Annotated in this window: 17 protein-coding genes; 10 read left to right on the top strand and 7 right to left on the bottom strand. The window is 43.7% G+C overall.

Features of this window, described 5'->3' with window-relative positions; all coding sequences use genetic code 11:
* Window positions 1-433 precede the first annotated feature (433 nt).
* Window positions 434-1,123, top strand: coding sequence for a fibronectin type III domain-containing protein (locus IPP77_10315; GenBank protein ID MBL0310047.1), 690 nt, complete (start codon window positions 434-436; stop codon window positions 1,121-1,123).
* Here the strand turns inward: IPP77_10315 and IPP77_10310 are convergent.
* Entirely contained in the window at window positions 1,104-1,316 is a 213-nt protein-coding gene (locus IPP77_10310; protein ID MBL0310046.1) for a hypothetical protein, read from the bottom strand. The two genes, IPP77_10315 and IPP77_10310, sit on opposite strands and share 20 nt — an antisense overlap.
* 236 nt (window positions 1,317-1,552) lie before the next feature.
* On the opposite strand from IPP77_10310, the gene IPP77_10305 reads away from it, so the two are divergent.
* Window positions 1,553-1,957: a RidA family protein gene (locus IPP77_10305; protein ID MBL0310045.1), complete on the top strand. Its 405-nt coding sequence runs from the start codon at window positions 1,553-1,555 to the stop codon at window positions 1,955-1,957.
* Here IPP77_10305 and IPP77_10300 read toward each other — a convergent pair.
* From IPP77_10300 to IPP77_10280, 5 genes are all read right to left on the bottom strand, one after another.
* Window positions 1,954-3,930 (bottom strand): dehydrogenase E1 component subunit alpha/beta, encoded by a 1,977-nt coding sequence (locus IPP77_10300; GenBank protein MBL0310044.1) that lies wholly within the window; start codon window positions 3,928-3,930, stop codon window positions 1,954-1,956. The two genes, IPP77_10305 and IPP77_10300, sit on opposite strands and share 4 nt — an antisense overlap.
* Window positions 3,931-3,944: 14 nt before the next feature.
* Window positions 3,945-4,373 carry a ribose 5-phosphate isomerase B gene (gene rpiB / locus IPP77_10295; GenBank protein MBL0310043.1) on the bottom strand — a complete coding sequence of 143 codons (429 nt, stop codon included), beginning with the start codon at window positions 4,371-4,373 and terminating at the stop codon, window positions 3,945-3,947.
* A gap of 11 nt (window positions 4,374-4,384) precedes the next feature.
* Window positions 4,385-5,230 (bottom strand): twin-arginine translocase subunit TatC, encoded by an 846-nt coding sequence (tatC, locus tag IPP77_10290; GenBank protein MBL0310042.1) that lies wholly within the window; start codon window positions 5,228-5,230, stop codon window positions 4,385-4,387.
* Window positions 5,231-5,293: 63 nt separating this feature from the next.
* Window positions 5,294-5,983 (bottom strand): methyltransferase domain-containing protein, encoded by a 690-nt coding sequence (locus tag IPP77_10285; GenBank protein ID MBL0310041.1) that lies wholly within the window; start codon window positions 5,981-5,983, stop codon window positions 5,294-5,296.
* A 23-nt stretch (window positions 5,984-6,006) separates the two neighbouring features.
* Entirely contained in the window at window positions 6,007-6,978 is a 972-nt protein-coding gene (locus IPP77_10280; protein MBL0310040.1) for an OmpA family protein, read from the bottom strand.
* 579 nt (window positions 6,979-7,557) lie between these two features.
* Between IPP77_10280 and IPP77_10275 the strand changes: the two genes are divergently transcribed.
* From IPP77_10275 to hutU, 7 genes are all read left to right on the top strand, one after another.
* The gene (locus tag IPP77_10275) at window positions 7,558-8,079 is read left to right on the top strand and encodes a DUF1573 domain-containing protein (protein MBL0310039.1); all 522 of its coding nucleotides are present in this window, start codon (window positions 7,558-7,560) and stop codon (window positions 8,077-8,079) included.
* An 83-nt stretch (window positions 8,080-8,162) separates the two neighbouring features.
* A complete protein-coding gene (gene rlmN / locus IPP77_10270) occupies window positions 8,163-9,212 on the top strand; it encodes a 23S rRNA (adenine(2503)-C(2))-methyltransferase RlmN (GenBank protein ID MBL0310038.1) in 1,050 nt (349 codons plus the stop codon).
* 49 nt (window positions 9,213-9,261) lie between these two features.
* Entirely contained in the window at window positions 9,262-9,879 is a 618-nt protein-coding gene (gene cysC / locus IPP77_10265) for an adenylyl-sulfate kinase (GenBank protein MBL0310037.1), read from the top strand.
* A gap of 15 nt (window positions 9,880-9,894) precedes the next feature.
* Complete coding sequence (gene cysD / locus IPP77_10260; GenBank protein ID MBL0310036.1) at window positions 9,895-10,797, top strand: sulfate adenylyltransferase subunit CysD; 903 nt, start codon at window positions 9,895-9,897, stop codon at window positions 10,795-10,797.
* 1 nt (window position 10,798) lies between these two features.
* Window positions 10,799-12,082 carry a sulfate adenylyltransferase subunit CysN gene (gene cysN, locus IPP77_10255; protein MBL0310035.1) on the top strand — a complete coding sequence of 428 codons (1,284 nt, stop codon included), beginning with the start codon at window positions 10,799-10,801 and terminating at the stop codon, window positions 12,080-12,082.
* Between the two features lie 12 nt (window positions 12,083-12,094).
* Complete coding sequence (locus IPP77_10250) at window positions 12,095-12,412, top strand: rhodanese-like domain-containing protein (GenBank protein ID MBL0310034.1); 318 nt, start codon at window positions 12,095-12,097, stop codon at window positions 12,410-12,412.
* A gap of 10 nt (window positions 12,413-12,422) precedes the next feature.
* Complete coding sequence (hutU, locus tag IPP77_10245) at window positions 12,423-14,075, top strand: urocanate hydratase (GenBank protein ID MBL0310033.1); 1,653 nt, start codon at window positions 12,423-12,425, stop codon at window positions 14,073-14,075.
* Between the two features lie 186 nt (window positions 14,076-14,261).
* On the opposite strand, the gene IPP77_10240 is transcribed toward hutU, so the two are convergent.
* On the bottom strand, window positions 14,262-15,209 hold the full coding sequence (locus tag IPP77_10240; GenBank protein ID MBL0310032.1) for a hypothetical protein: 948 nt from the start codon (window positions 15,207-15,209) through the stop codon (window positions 14,262-14,264).
* 543 nt (window positions 15,210-15,752) lie between these two features.
* On the opposite strand from IPP77_10240, the gene IPP77_10235 reads away from it, so the two are divergent.
* Complete coding sequence (locus IPP77_10235) at window positions 15,753-16,313, top strand: hypothetical protein (GenBank protein MBL0310031.1); 561 nt, start codon at window positions 15,753-15,755, stop codon at window positions 16,311-16,313.
* The last annotated feature ends 233 nt before the right edge of the window (window positions 16,314-16,546 follow it).

The following is a 16,546-nucleotide window of genomic DNA, read 5'->3' as shown; positions in this document are numbered from 1 at the left end:
AAAAGAAAGATTTCCCACTGGAAAAGAGACTTTTCTCACTAGAAAAGAGAGATTTCCTACTAGAAAAGAGACTTTTCCCACTAGTATTAAGAGATTTCCTATAAGAAAAAGGACTTTTCCCACTAGTATTCAGAGATTTCCTACTAGAAAAGAGACTTTTCCTACTAGAAAAATGAGAGGGTTCCAAAAAATATTCGAAAATTATTTTAGAGGCAAAAATCATATATAAAGCCTTACAAGAAAAGCAATTAACTAATTATAAATAACTTTAAACAATACAAGATGAGCAACTACTTTGTAACCTTTTATTGTTTGGTTGCGTAAAAGATAGGGTAAGCCGGAACGAAAGATTAAAAGCCACACAGTGGACGTCTGAAACCGGGGAGCAAATTTGACAATTCATTATTATATAACCAAATTAAAACCAAAAATCATGAAAAAAACCATGAAGAAAGGAAAGCGCCAAGAGCGCAAATTCCAACAGCAGTTTTCTGCATTTGTTTTGTTACTAATTATTAAACTCGAACTCGCTAAATTGAGCGTGGGCGATAAAATCGTCGAGGCGCGAGAGATTGTGCGGAAGATGCTGGGAAATTTGAACTTCCCTGATCCAGATCCTTCGCTGGCCGACGTAACCCTCGCTATAGATGCGCTGGAGGTTGCTGAAGGTGCCATGCCCGGAGGCCCGGAGGTGACGATTATCCGCGATGAACGTTTGGCGGAATTCAACACTAAGATGTCTGACCTGCGCAACTATGTAGAATTCAAATCGAAGGGTAACCGGGAGATTGGAGCAAGCAGTGGCATGAAAATTCGTGACTCTTATAGCCCGGTGGGAATTCTTTCTGCTACAGAATGGGTGAAGGCAAGAAACGGGGCTTCTATTGGTTCAATTGTTCTGAAATGGAAAGTGGTAAACAAAAATTCGGGCTACCGGGTTGAGTTGAGCACCAATCCGGCTCAGGGGTGGCCGATAGTAGTGGAAGCTGAAAAAGCTTTGGCAAATATTTCTGGCCTTATTCCGGGAGAGAAATATTATATCCGAATAGCAACCTTAAGTCGCGTTGGATTTGATGGATATAGCGAAATCATCGCCATCCGTCTTACCCTTCCACTTGAGTAAAGCAAAAATGAATTGTCAACAAAAAAGGCACTTCCTTAACCGGAGCGCCTTTTTTGTTTTTGTCTAATTGCTCCTGCCTGTTCAAAAACCAATTTTGTTTGCCCCAAAACCTTTCATATTCGCGCCGATGAAAAACCAGCGGCAAGCCAACCGTTGTTATATGGCGGATATACGCCAGTTTAGGTTTCGCCAAGCCACCCGGCTATTATACCTATATATATATTATGACACAGTTTAGTGAACAGACCCTTTGCAAGTATTTTCGTGAAGTGGCATGACACTTTCTCGACTTATTATTAAGACTCGTCGAGCTGGAATATCAACCAAACTCAGTGTTATCCCTATTCCAATGAAGGCGCTATCCAATCCGACTCAATAAAATTACTCTTTGCGGATATGAATTATTTTCGGCTCGAAATAGATACAGTCATGAAGAATGAAAATCAACTTCCTACCCCCATGGGTCTTTATCCGTCCACCAAAAAAGTGGGAAACCTTCTTTTTGTTTCAGGCATGGGCCCGCGCGAAGCAGGGAAGGACGGTGTGCCGGGATTGAAATTAGACCAGCATGGAAATTATCTGGAGTTTGATTTCGAAGCACAGGTACATTCGGTTTTCAAGAATGTGAAGATCGCCTTGGATGAAGCCGGAAGCAATTGGGATAAAATTGTGGACGTGACCGTCTTTTTGGTGAACATGAAACGCGACTTCAATACTTACAATCGCATTTATGCGGAATATTTTAAAGACAACCAACCTTGCCGCACGACGGTGGAAGTAACGGCCCTCCCCTCCCCGATTGCTATTGAATTGAAAGTGATAGCAAGCGTTTAGTACTGAATCAGTTTCAGTAGTTTTTCTTTAAATCTTTTTGTTGGCAGGAAGTTTTTTTCGAGTGGAATAGCGAAGGGCACCGGAGTATCCAAAGATGCACTGCGCATGACGGGTGCGTCTAAGTATTCAAAAAAGTTCTCGGTGATATAAGCCGAGATTTCTCCGCCGATGCCTCCTATCAAAGTGTCTTCGTGAAGGATGATGACCTTGCCGGTTTTCTTCGCCGTGGTTTCAATCGCTTCTTTATCGAAAGGAATCAGGGTTCGCAAATCGAGGATGTCGGCAGAAATATTTTCCTGTTTTATAGTTTCTAAAGCCCAATGCACACCGGCACCGTAGGTAATGATGGAAACATCGTCTCCTTCGCTCACCAGTTTTGCTTTTCCGATTTCGATGGTGAAATAATCATTTGGTACTTTGTCTTCAATACTTCGGTAAAGTGCTTTGTGTTCAAAATACATGATCGGATTCGGGTCTTCAATAGCCGCGCACAAAAGTCCTTTGGCATCTTCCGGGAAAGCGGGATAAACAATTTTCAAACCAGGTACGTGAAAAAACCAGGCTTCATTGCTTTGCGAATGAAAAGGCCCCGCACCTACACCGGCACCGGTCGGCATCCGAACCACCACATCTGCATTTTGCCCCCAACGCCAATATGATTTGGCGATGTTATTGACAACGGCATTGAATCCCGTCGCGACAAAATCAGCAAACTGCATCTCCACCACGGTCTTCATTCCCTGCACGCTCATGCCCAGTGCAGCACTCAAAATTCCGCTTTCACAAATTGGAGTATTGCGTACTCTTTCCTTTCCAAACTTTTCTACAAATCCATCCGTGATTTTAAACACGCCTCCATACTCCGCCACATCCTGACCCATGATGACCAGATTGTCAAAGCGTTCCATACTTTGATAAAGACCATCGGAAACAGCATCAACAAATCTTTTCAGTTGTCGGTTGTTTGTTGTCGGTTGTTTGTTGTTTGAGGAGAAAGGCGCATAAACTTCTGACAGTTCTTTTTCGGAATCAGCGACCACATCTGGTTGCTTATCTGCGGCATCAAAAGCGGCGCGAACCTCCTTGTCCATTTCTGCTTTCAACAGTTCGGGATAGTCGGGGGAGATAATGCCTTGGTCTATCAGCCAGTCTTCATAGTTTGCAATAGGGTCTTTCTTCGCCCATTCTTCGAGCAGTTCTTTCGGAACGTATTTCACTCCGCTCGCCTCTTCATGTCCGCGCATACGGAAAGTCATACATTCTAGCAGAACGGGATGAGGATTATCTCTCATTTCTTTTGCCAGTTGCTTAACGGTTTGATAGACTTCCAAAATATTGTTGCCATCTATGGTCAATCCTTTCATCCCATAGCCGACAGCACGTTCCGCCAGATACTTGCAACGAAATTGCTCGTTGACCGGAGTCGAAAGTCCGTAACCATTATTTTCAATCAAGATGATAATGGGTAAGTCCCAAACGGCGGCAATGTTGCAGGCCTCGTGGAAATCACCTTCGCTGGTGCCGCCATCACCGGTAAAGGCCACCGTGATTTTCTTTTCTTTTTTCAGTTTGGAAGCAAGCGCAATCCCGTCACCCAGACAAAGCTGCGGACCGAGATGTGAAATCATTCCTACGATGTGATGCTGGTTCGCGCCGAAATGGAAACTGCGCTCTCTGCCTTGCGAAAATCCTCCTGCCTTTCCCTGAAATTGTTCAAACAACTGCTGGAAATTGCAATTCCTGGTTGTAAAAACTCCGAGGTTGCGGTGCAGCGGACAAACATATTCGTCGTCCTGCAAGGCGGCAGTAACACCTACCGAAATAGCCTCTTGGCCAATACCCGAAAACCATTTGCTCACCCTCCCCTGCCGCAGCAACTTGAGCATGCGCTCTTCAATCACCCGCGGTTTCAGGATGAGCTTATAAAGACGTATTAGCTCATCGTTGGAAATATCCTTTCGTTCAAAGACCATGTCGGTAAATTAAATCAACAGGAAATTTTATCTACTCTTCTTTGATGTCGTCCACCTTCAAAAGGAGTTTGAATAAAAAGAAGTGCAAATTGCTTGGCTTCTTCAATGGAAATGAACCGCGCGGGAAGACATAGAATATTGGCATCGTTGTGTTGGCGAGCCAGTTGGGCTAGTTCCGGTTTCCAAGCAATGGCCGCCCGGATTCCTTGATGCTTATTAGCCGTCATTGCGACCCCGTTGGCACTTCCGCAAATCAGGATACCAAAATCAAATCTGCCAGTTGCCACCTCAACAGATACCGGATGAGCGAAATCAGGATAGTCTGCCGATTCATTGGAATAAGTACCAAAATCCTTCACCTCTAATCCGTGAGTGATTAGGAATTTTATCAATTCTGTTTTGCATTCAAACCCCGCATGGTCGCTGCCTATCGCTATTTTCATTATCTATTGTTTTAAGATTCCACGTTTAATTCCTTTTCACGTTTCTTCTCATTGCGTGCAGCAATGAAGATGCTGAATTCAAACAAGATATAAATCGGAACCGCCACAAGGCATTGAGTGAACACATCAGGCGAAGGGGTGATAATACCCGCCACAATGACGATTACCAGTATAGCATATCTCCTGCTCTTCCGCATAATTGCGGACTTCAGAATTCCTAATTTTGAAAGGAAATATACAATGACGGGCATTTCAAACACCGCACCGATAGCAAGCAGCATGACCGTAAAGAAATCTATATAATTATCAATCGTGAAATTGTTTTTGATGCTCGGACTGATAGAAAAGTTCACAGCAAAATTTACTGAAAATGGAATGATAACAAAGTAGGAAAATGTCACCCCAAGAAAAAAGAATCCCGATGAACCCAAAATCACTTTGCCTACCTTTTTTTGTTCCTCTGGTTTCAATGCAGGAGCCACAAACCGCCACAATTCCCAGATGAGATAGGGAAATGAAATAACCAGCCCGATAATGATAGAATATTGAAATAGCAAGGTGATTTGCCCGAACAAAGAGGTATTCAATAAAGGGATGACCATATCCTTATCTATACAAATATCTTTCAGAAAAGGTAGTTTGGTCGAAACCCAACACATCAACCGGTAGGTAGGAAAGTCTTTGAACTGTATCCCCAAAATGATCTTGTTAAAAACAAACTCGTAGTAAACGCCCACCAAGGAGGACGATAAAACAATTGCAATAACTGAACGGATGAGGTGCCATCGAAGTGCCTCTACATGGTCGAAAAAGCCCATCTCCGCTTCGGGATTTCCAGAGCTATCTTTGCCTATCATGGCGCGAATGTAACAGCATTCGTTAACTATTTTCTATAAGCATCGAAGCAGGAGAAACAGTCATTAATACTTAATAGTCTGCCTTTCTGTGTTGGTCTTTGCCTCTACCGGTTTTTGAATCAGGACAAACTCCGCAAAACCAAAATAGTCCCAAAAAATACTTGCCAATACCTTCTTATAAACAAAGAAGTTATGAAAGATTTTAAGCGGCATTAAAAGCATAGTAGGTAAATGTCTGCGCGTACCACCGGATATTATCTTCATGCCTTTGCGCATAAAAAGGTTCATGAGTTCACTCACAGAGTATATTCTGACATGGGTGTGGTCATCAAAGAAATTTAGCGTACCATACATGGAAGGCAATTGCGTTGAGTGATAGCCCGGATACTCTACATATAAATATCCTCCGACCTTAATTTTGCTCAACAATTTTTCGAGCACCAGATCCCCATTTTTCAAATGTTCAATGACGTGGGCGCACATGATAAAATCAAAATAATTATCAGGGATGATATCAAACTGCAAATCTTCCAGGTTCATTTCATAGAAAGCATGCATCAACCGGAGGTCGTTCTCATCATTATTATAGGTCTTATCCAAATCCACCCCGTGATACTCGCAATTTGGAAACCATTTTTTTGTTTTGGAGGCAGAATGATTGCCCGCTCCAATATCTAAAAGAGCAAAGGGGCGGTCGCCGATATATTTCTCAATGTGCCTATATTTTGCAGGCAATAATAACCAGCGAAGCATGGTTCTAATTTGTCGTTAACCAATCAACGAGCGCCACCTAGTATATCCATAATACCTTTGATATCTGGAGTCAACACGATTTCAATACGCCGGTTTTTACTCCTTCCTTCAGGAGTATCATTGCTCTCGACAGGAAAATACTGGCTCCGACCTGCCGGAGTTACGCGTCGCGGATCTACTTTGTTTTCATCTGTAAGAATTTTAGAAACACTTGATGCACGCATCACACTCAGGTCCCAATTACTATTTATCGGCCCGGTAGTACTGGTAATATAAGGCTTACTGTCTGTGTGCCCTTCAACCATAATAGAGATGTCGGAATTTTTGTTCAACACCTCCGCAATTTTCTTTAGCGCCTCCTTTCCTCTCGGCTCAACAGAATAGCTACCGGTAGCGAATAACAACTTATCACTTAAAGCTACATAGACTTTACCGTCCTTTTCGTAAACCGTTAGATCCCCAGCGCCGAAACCGGTCAAGGCATCCAACATTTTTTTCTTTAAGGCCTGCACCGCCGAATCTTTTTTGGCAATCAGCGATTGTAATTCCCGAACTTTAGCATCCCGCTCATTCAGATCGCGGCTCAAGCGGTTTAGCTCTTCACTCCTATCCATTAGTTCTTTTTCCTTCGCTGCTAATTGCTTCATCAGTTTATCCTTTTCAGAAGCCGACAGATTAGAGAGCTCATTCATCTTGCTCCTCACCTTTTCATTAATAGCATCGGATTCCGCTTTCAAATCCTGTAGTTTTGTGTTCTTTTCCTGTAGCGAAGCATTGCTGTCTTTCAACTTTGCAATTTCTTCATTCAAACTTGCGATTTGCCGATTCAAATCTTCCATCCCTTCCTGCGCTTCTTTTAGTTTATCGTTGCAATCATTCTTTTCTGCCAATAACTTATCTGCTAACGCTACCTGTTCGTCAAACTTCTTTTTGGTAACCAAACAGGATGACAACGAAAAAATAATTACAATGGATGCAATGAGAATGCGGGCCATAATCTTCTAATTTAATTTTCGTCAAAAGTACCCCGCTAATACATCTTTCAAGTACCTATATCTAACCGAAATTTGTGAAAGTACATTATACTGCACAGGGCGAACTAAACAATGGTCGGATATTTCGAGTGAATTATTTTAAGAAATACTTTCGTAAACCTAGCACAGTTTATTGAGCACTCCCCTGATTTCAAGCTAACAGGTACCTCGCTTACCATCTGGTCCCGAATAGCTCGTTGACTGTCAACAACAAATTCGTTCTATTCTGACAAAACCAAAAATCTGATTGAACTATTCATCTCATCCGGGAGATAATCCGCGAGGGAGCCGATTTTCTAACTCAAAGAACCCCGTCGCTGGCAAAGGGAAATCTCTTGATCTTTGTGCAAAGGCATACCATTTCAAAGATTACATCTTGTAGAAGACCGAAATCACTCCGTGCATGCAGGTACATTTAACAAAAAAGCGCCCAAAAAACGTTAAACGATGTAACCTAATGATATAGTTTCACCGTAAAAGACATTAGATTTGTATTCACAAAAGGACAATAAAATTTTTAAACTAAAACAAAGAACAACCATGAAAAAAGTATTTATGATGTTAAGCTTGGTAGGTGCAACTATGTTTGCAAATGCACAAGACGCTCCGGCGGCAGCGACTCCAGATCCGAATGCCGCCGAAATCAAGTGGGAAAATATGACCCTTGATTATGGAACAATCACTAAAGGTGATGAAAAAGCGGCCTCCCGCGAATTCAAATTTATCAACACAGGTAAATCGCCGTTGATAATTTCAAGCTGTCGGGGGTCCTGCGGTTGCACAGTTCCTACATGCCCTACCGAGCCAGTTCTCCCAGGTGCCAAAGGAACTATTAAGGTTCACTACGATATAAACCGAGTTGGTCCTTTTACAAAAACCGTGACGGTTACTTCCAATGCAAAGAACGCAAACGAAACTCTTAAAATCCAGGGTACAGTAAATGATGTTGAATCTGCACATACTCCAACAGAAACTACGCCAAGTAGCACTGTGGTTCCGTCTGTGAAAGCAACACCAGCTACGCCAGCTCCTGTTAAAGTGAGCGACAAGCACCCTCATTAATAGTACCTTAGTATAATAGTTCTAAACGGATTTGAGTTAGCTCAAATCCGTTTTTTGTTTTACAAAAGTACATTTGCGTCAATATGTCAACCAAAAAAGACATCCGAAATTTAACACAAGATGACCTGATTGTTGAGTTGGAGAAACTCGGCGAACAAAAGTTTCGCGCCAAACAGGTTTATGAATGGCTATGGGCAAAATCTGCCAGATCCTTCGACGAGATGACCAATCTATCCATATCGCTCAGGACAAAATTATCGGAACAATTTTCATTTGAAACGGTTCAAGAACATTTGGTTCAAAAAAGTCAGGATGGTACCGTAAAACTTGGTATGAAATTACGTGACGCGCGATTAGTCGAAGGGGTGATGATTCCAGATGATGATCGAAACACCGCCTGTGTTTCATCACAAGTGGGATGTTCGCTTAGTTGTAGCTTTTGTGCCACCGGCTTTCTAAAACGAGAACGAAATCTCGATGCTGGGGAAATTTATGATCAGGTTATTTTGCTTAACAAATATGCTTTGGAACATGGGAACCGTCCGCTTACCAACATCGTTTACATGGGCATGGGTGAACCGCTACTCAATTATGAAAATGTAATGAGAAGCATTCGTGTTATCGCATCCCCCGAGGGGCTGAACATGGCTCAAAAGCGAATTACGGTTTCTACTTCCGGTATCGCTAAAGGGATTAAGCGATTAACTGACGAGGGGATGAAATTTAATCTCGCCCTGTCGCTTCACGCTGCCACCAATGAGAAGCGCGACCAGATTATGGACATCAACCATTCAAACAACATTGAAACGCTGATAGAATCTCTGAATTATTTTTATGAAAAAACTGGAAACAAAATCACCTTTGAATATATCCTCTTCGATAATTTTAACGACAGCCTCGATGATGCCGACCACCTGATTCAGTTGTACCAGCAGATTCCTGCTTTTATTAATCTCATAGAATATAATAACGTAGAGGGCGTTACACTTCGAAAAGCGCAACGAGAAAAACGCGATGCTTTTGTGAGGTACTTGAAAAATAAAGGAATCTCTGTAGCTGTTCGGCGTAGTCGCGGCAAAGACATTGACGCAGCTTGCGGCCAATTAGCTAATAAGAATACGGAACAACTGTAGCTGGCTTCTACTTGCCTCTTGCAATTAATGGCCTATTTTTGCGGCTCTGATGTCAAACATTCCCGATAATATCCATCCTGTATTTGATCAATTTTTCAACCGCGAAAGCAAAGAGACCTTGCTTGGCCAACGCGCGAAAATAATTTGGCTGACGGGTTTGAGTGGTTCCGGGAAAAGCACGATTTTAAAAGGTTTGGAAAAGTCCTTGCAAGAGCAGGGCTTTCTTACCATGGTATTGGATGGGGATAATGTGCGTACAGGGATCAACAATAACCTAGGCTTTTCAGATACGGATAGAAAAGAAAACATTCGTCGCATCGCTGAGGTGGCCAAACTCTTTTTAAATAACGGTATCATTACCCTTTGTAGTTTTGTATCCCCAACGGAGGAAATAAGGGGGATGGCGAAAAGTATTATCGGAGCGGAGGATTTTATTGAGGTATATGTAAATACCCCTTTAGAGGAATGTGAGCGTCGGGATATAAAGGGGCTTTACGCCAAAGCAAGAAAAGGAGAAATCAAGGACTTTACGGGTGTGAATGCCCCATGGGAAGAACCCCATAAACCCAATCTAGAAATCAAAACAAAAGATAAAACTGTGGAAGAAAGTGTGAGGGAGTTGACGAATTACATTTTACCTATCGTCACTCAGCATTCAACACGCTAAATTCAGCATTAGAAAATGTCCTATACACTCAATCATCTCAAGACCCTCGAATCGGAATCCATTTTCGTGCTGCGCGAAGTGGCAGCACAGTTCCAAAATCCGGCTATCCTTTTCAGTGGCGGGAAAGATTCTATCCTAGTTACTCATCTGGCAAGGAAGGCTTTCTATCCGGCTGCTATTCCTTTTCCCTTGGTGCACGTAGATACAGGTCATAACTTCCCGGAAACTATCGCATACCGAGATATGCTGGTGGAACAATTAGGTGCAAAATTAATTGTCGGTTCGGTACAAGAAGCGATTGACAAGGGACGGGTATTTGAGGAAAAAGGGTACAACGCTTCCCGAATTCGCCTGCAAACAACCACACTACTTGATACGATTGAAAAATACAAGTTTGATGCCTGCATCGGTGGTGCACGACGCGATGAAGAAAAAGCCCGGGCAAAAGAACGCTTCTTTTCTCATCGAGACGAGTTCGGACAGTGGGACCCAAAGAACCAACGACCGGAGTTGTGGAATCTATTCAATGGAAGAATGCACCAAGGCGAACATTTCAGGATATTTCCAATCTCAAATTGGACCGAATTAGATGTTTGGCAATATCTCGCCATGGAAGAAATTAAAATGCCCTCCCTTTATTTTTCTCACAAACGAAGAGTGTTTAACCGCGACGGAGTTCTGCTGGCAGAAAGCCCCTACATCCCAATGAAACCAAAAGAAAAAGCAGAAGAAAAAATAGTGCGTTTCAGAACTATCGGTGATATCACTTCCACCGGTGCCACCCTTTCATCTGCCGCTACGATGGATGATATTATCCAAGAGGTTGCCTCCTCAAGGACGACTGAAAGAGGTGGAAGGGCGGATGATAAACGTGGAGAAACGAGTATGGAAGACAGAAAAAAAGAGGGATATTTTTAGTATGAAGGAAGATAAATTTGATGCCACGAGCTATCTCAACATGGAACTTCTCCGTTTCACTACCGCAGGCAGTGTAGATGACGGAAAGTCAACTTTGATTGGACGATTACTTTACGATTCTAAATCCATTTTCGAAGACCAATACGAAAACATTAAGAACACCTCCGAAAAAAGAGGTGAGGAATACGTAAACCTCGCCCTGCTGACAGACGGCCTCAAAGCAGAACGTGAACAGGGCATTACAATAGATGTGGCCTATCGCTATTTCTCTACCCCCAAAAGGAAATTCATCATTGCCGATACTCCGGGCCACATCCAATACACCCGAAATATGGTGACCGGCGCTTCTACCGCCAACCTAGCTATTATATTAGTGGACGCGCGAAACGGAATTGCGGAACAAACCAAGCGACATTCAATCATTGCCTCTCTTTTAGGAATACCTCATATCGCCGTATGCGTTAATAAGATGGACTTAGTGGGATGGGATCAGAAAGTATTCGATAAAATTATTGCTGATTACCGTGAATTTGCCACCCGCTTAAAGACTAAGGACATACAATTCATTCCCGTTTCTGCCTTAACGGGCGACAACATCGTTCACCGTTCAGAGAATATGAAGTGGTATAATGGAGTGACACTGATGTACCTGCTTGAAACCATCCACATTGCCAGCGACATCAACCATATAGACATGCGCTTCCCGGTGCAGCAGGTCATTCGTCCATACAGTAATCAATTTCATGATTATCGCGGATATGCCGGTCGGATTGCCAGCGGTGTCATTCGCCCCGGAGACAAGATCGTCGTGCTCCCTTCCGGCTTCACAACAAAAGTCAAGGCGGTAGAATTTGATGGCAAACCATTAAAAGAGGCCTATGCTCCGCTTTCAGTCACGGTGCTGTTAGAAGACGATATTGATATCTCACGCGGTGATATGCTGGTGCGCGAAGGCAATCTGCCACGACAGGGACAAGATATAGAAGCCATGATATGCTGGATGTCCGATAAACCACTTCAACTTAATGGAAAATATTTTCTAAGGCATACCACCAAAGAAGTCCGCGCCATCATCAAAGAAGTGAAATACAAACTGGATATAAACACCCTGCACAGAATAACCGAAAACGTCTCTATCGGCATGAACGATGTCGGGAGAATCTCACTCCGCACCACCGCGCAACTCTGCTTTGACCCCTACACTAAAAATAGAGACACCGGAAGCTTCATTCTAATTGAAGAAGCCACCAACATCACCGTAGCTGCCTGTATGATCATTGATTAAAAACATAAAGCCATGAAAGAAAAGACCGTAGAAGAACTAAAACAAATGATGGACACCAAACAAGACTTCCAACTAATTGATGTCCGCGAGCCGCATGAATTTGAAAACGGCAACATCAACGGAGAACTAATTCCCGTCGGAGATATACTAGACAACCTCGATAAAATTTCTAAAGACAAGCCCGTCGTTATTCACTGTCGAAGCGGTTCTAGAAGTGGAAACGTCATTCAATATTTAGAAAACAATTACGGCTATACAAACCTCTACAACCTACAAGGAGGTATAATGGCTTGGGCAAATAAAATTGACTCCTCCATACCCACTAACTAAAACTAATAGAATGCAACCGGAGCTTCGGAAAAATCTTCGTGCAGCCCACGGCACCCAACTTCAATGCAAAGGCTGGGTACAAGAAGCCGCTCTGCGAATGTTGTACAACAACCTCGATCCAGAAGTTGCCGAACGACCCGAAGATTTAATCGTTTACGGAGGGCTGGGCAAAGCTGCCCGAAACTGGGAAGCCTTTGATAAGATAGTCCAGTGTCTCAAAGATTTGGAAGAAGATGAAACGCTGATGATTCAAAGCGGCAAACCGGTCGGCGTTTTGCGCTCACACAAAGATGCGCCACGTGTGCTGATTGCCAACTCCAACCTCGTCGGCAAATGGGCTACTTGGGAACATTTCCGCGAACTGGAAAAAAAAGGCCTCATCATGTACGGACAGATGACCGCCGGTTCCTGGATTTATATCGGCTCGCAAGGAATTGTACAAGGCACGTATGAAACTTACCTCTCGCTCGCTTCGCAACATTTCAATGCTTCTTTGAAAGGAAAGCTGAACGTCACCGCCGGACTCGGCGGCATGGGCGGCGCGCAGCCTTTAGCTATCACCATGAACGAAGGCGTATGCCTCGCTGCAGAAATGGAAGAATGGAGAATCAAAAAACGAATCGAAACCCGCTATCTCGATCAATACACTTTGAATTTAGATGAAGCCATTGACTGGGCGCTCGATGCCAAACAAAAAGGCGAAGCGGTTTCTATCGGATATTGCGGCAACGCGGTGGACCTTTTGCAAAGATTGATAGACCGCAACATCACACCCGACACCCTCACTGACCAAACCTCCGCCCACGATGAACTCGTCGGATATTTTCCCGAAGCGATGAACGTGGAAGAAGCAAAGGCTTTACGCGAATCAAATCCGGAGGAATACATCCGACTTTCACTCGACACCATTGCCAAGCATGTCCGCCAAATGCTCGAACTGCAAAAACGCGGCGCTATCACTTTTGATTACGGCAACAACATTCGCGGACAAGCCAAAGACAAACGCGATGTGAAGAACGCTTTTGATTTCCCCGGCTTTGTGCCTGCTTATGTTCGTCCGCTTTTCTGCGAGGGCAAAGGACCTTTTCGCTTCGTCGCATTGAGCGGCGATGAGAATGACATTTTTATTTGTGATGAAAAACTGAAAAAACTTTTTCCAAACAATACAGGTTTGCTGCGCTGGCTGCATCTTGCTAAAGAAAAAATTGCCTTCCAAGGCCTCCCCGCCCGCATCTGCTGGCTCGGCATGGGCGAAAGAGAAATTGCAGGACTTGCATTCAACGAACTGGTCAAGACCAGTAAACTCAAAGCCCCCATCGTCATCGGTCGCGACCACCTCGACACCGGCTCCGTCGCCTCGCCCAACCGCGAAACCGAAGCCATGATGGACGGCAGCGATGCCATTGCTGACTGGCCAATCCTCAACGCCCTCATCAATACTGCCGGTGGCGCCAGTTGGGTATCCTTTCATCACGGCGGTGGCGTGGGCATGGGTTATTCACTTCATGCAGGAATGGTCATCGTCGCCGACGGCACCGAAGACGCCAAACGCAGATTGAAACGAGTGCTCCACAACGACCCCGCCCTCGGCGTCATCCGCCACGCCGATGCGGGCTACGAAATAGCTAAACAAACCGCCAAACAATTCGGCCTCGATATTTAAAAAAATAATTTGGGCGGCAGCCGGGCTTTCGGCTATATCTTTTTCGACTCGCTTATTTTTTATTGGATAAAAAAGGATGCCGCCTCTATCCCTGCCGCAACGTAGAGACGCAATATTTTGCGTCTCTATTTTGAAAAACGTAAAATATCTTTCACCTCTTTTTTGAAGACGCAAAATATTGCGTCTCTACGCCTCCACCACCACGTGATAACCGCCTCCGGGTGCGTCTGCGTTATAAAGATTCAGTCGCTCGCGCAGACCGGTGGCAAAACCAATCACGCCCGCCTTCACCGTCACCGGTGTACCGGCAAACACTATCTGCTCAAAACCATTCACACCGCCTGCCGGATCATTGCTGAAATAAATTCGTAAAGACGAACCGGTAACGGTCACTGTAATATCCGTATCAGCCTTGATGTCCGTCGCGCTCAAATTCACAATCATGCCGCCCGCCACCGTGCCCTCCAGCACCTGTGCATTTTTCTTGCTCGACTCGTTCAACACATAGTCATTATACTTCGCCTCGTTCACATTCAGCCATGCACTTTTGCCATACTCCGCCAGCTTCACCACCGCCGTGTACAACTCATTGCCTTTCTTGATTCGATCGTCCACCGCGATGTCGCGATTCTTCACCGCGTCAATCTGCACATCAATTAAATTATCCAGCGAATCATTTTTAAAATTCAAATCATCCACAATAGCCCCCGTCAAACCATCGCCTGCCAAATCGGCCATCGCCAAGTTGCTGCGCCGACTCACCACCCGCGCCGTGCGCACCAAATCATTCACATCCTGCTGACTCAAACTGTCCATCCTCAAGGCGCGATACTGCCCGCTGTCCTCGCCATACTTCACCGCAAACCGCGCCGCAATAGGCCGAATCGCTCCCCGCACCAACTCCGCCGCCTCGTTCCGGTTGTCGGTCGCCACCACCAGGTCGCCCATCAACTCCTCGTCCGTCGCCGTCGCGTCAAACGTATCGCGCAAACCCTCAATCACCGCCAACTTCCCTGCATCTACGCCGTAGGTAGCCAGTTCGGCCAGGTCGCGATTGGCGCTTCCCAACACATTATCCGAAGTCTGAATCAGCTTCGCATCGCTCATTTTGTACTGCCTCTTGGCTTCTTTCATGGTTTTGTCTTTTTTGTTTTGATTATAATAGGCTACAAAAATAAGCTTTATTATTATAAACACCACTCAGGCAGTAATTTTTAAGATTAACGCCATTATTTTATAACTGACGGCTAACTATTATTAGTCATACGTTAATGTATTTAAGCAATTATTCTTTTAAAAATAGAGGTTTTTAATTATTTTATTTCAATAGGAAATTGATTATTAATCACGGGAAATAATTATAAAGCAATCAGCTAACTATTTTTTAGATAAAAAATATTAGCGGATTAGTTGATAGACTTAGCCAGTTCAAATTTGATATCAGGAGACTTTTATCGGTGTTTAAGGGTGATGCCAGTTGGGGGTGGGGTGTTTGCGATGCAGCCGCCTTGAAAAAAGATGGTCTGGTTTTTCTTTGCGTGGTGTTCTTTAGCTATATGCTGAATGCTTGGTAGGGCGGAGGGATAGCCTACATCCAGGGGGGAGAAGGAATTCCATTTGTTGATGACGTTATATCTACTTATTATTGGACAAAGAAAAATCAAATAAGGGGAAGTTATGAAATCAAAAATAATTACGGGTCTTATAGTCCTACTCTTAGGCGATACGTTAAACCTTCTTGGTCAGGATGATCAACAAAAAGTTGTGCAGTCATTTAATTTTGTTGTGGAAAAATTTTCAGCATTTATTCAAACATCTCACAAATTGGTTTACAAGCAAGCATATACTAATAGTCCTACGGGTATTTTAGTTTATATTCTTGAATATAAAGGGAGCAATTTGTCTTTTGACATCAAACGGACAGAATCAATAATCTCGCCGTTCTTGGGATATATTGAGATTGATTTTGAAGATAGGAGTAATGCTCGTTGTGGAAACGTCAGTTTCTCTATTAAAAACTATACCAAAATTAGCGGGTGGGATAATGAACAGGAGGCTATTAATTTTGATACCGTAATGAAATGCTATGAACCACAATTGGATATGTTCAATAAGCCGGAAAAATCTTTTATCGATAGAATACAATTTGTTTTTGCTTATCAAGATGGCAAATGGATTTTCAAAGAAACAAAGAGGATAAAGACCCCGCTCCCACCTCAACAAGGATTGGGGGATTAATTAATTAGATCGGTATGTTCTCCTTCTGGTCTAAGTTTGAAACTAAATCCAATCAAGGACAATCTATTGGAGAATCCGGCTCTTATTAAATGGCTTTAGCCATAATAATTTCCCTATCAGTTGGTGACTCACCAATCTAAATAGGTGGCCGAAGACTACAAAAGTCTTTAAGACTTTTGTAGTTTAAATCACGGCTAAAGCCAAACAACCCAACCCTCCCCCGGCCCGGTCCC

The organism is Bacteroidota bacterium (assembly GCA_016722375.1).
In the GTDB taxonomy this organism is placed as follows: domain Bacteria; phylum Bacteroidota; class Bacteroidia; order Chitinophagales; family LD1; genus Bog-950.
Note: the sequence above shows the minus strand (reverse complement) of the source record. Positions and strands in the feature narration are given on the sequence as shown.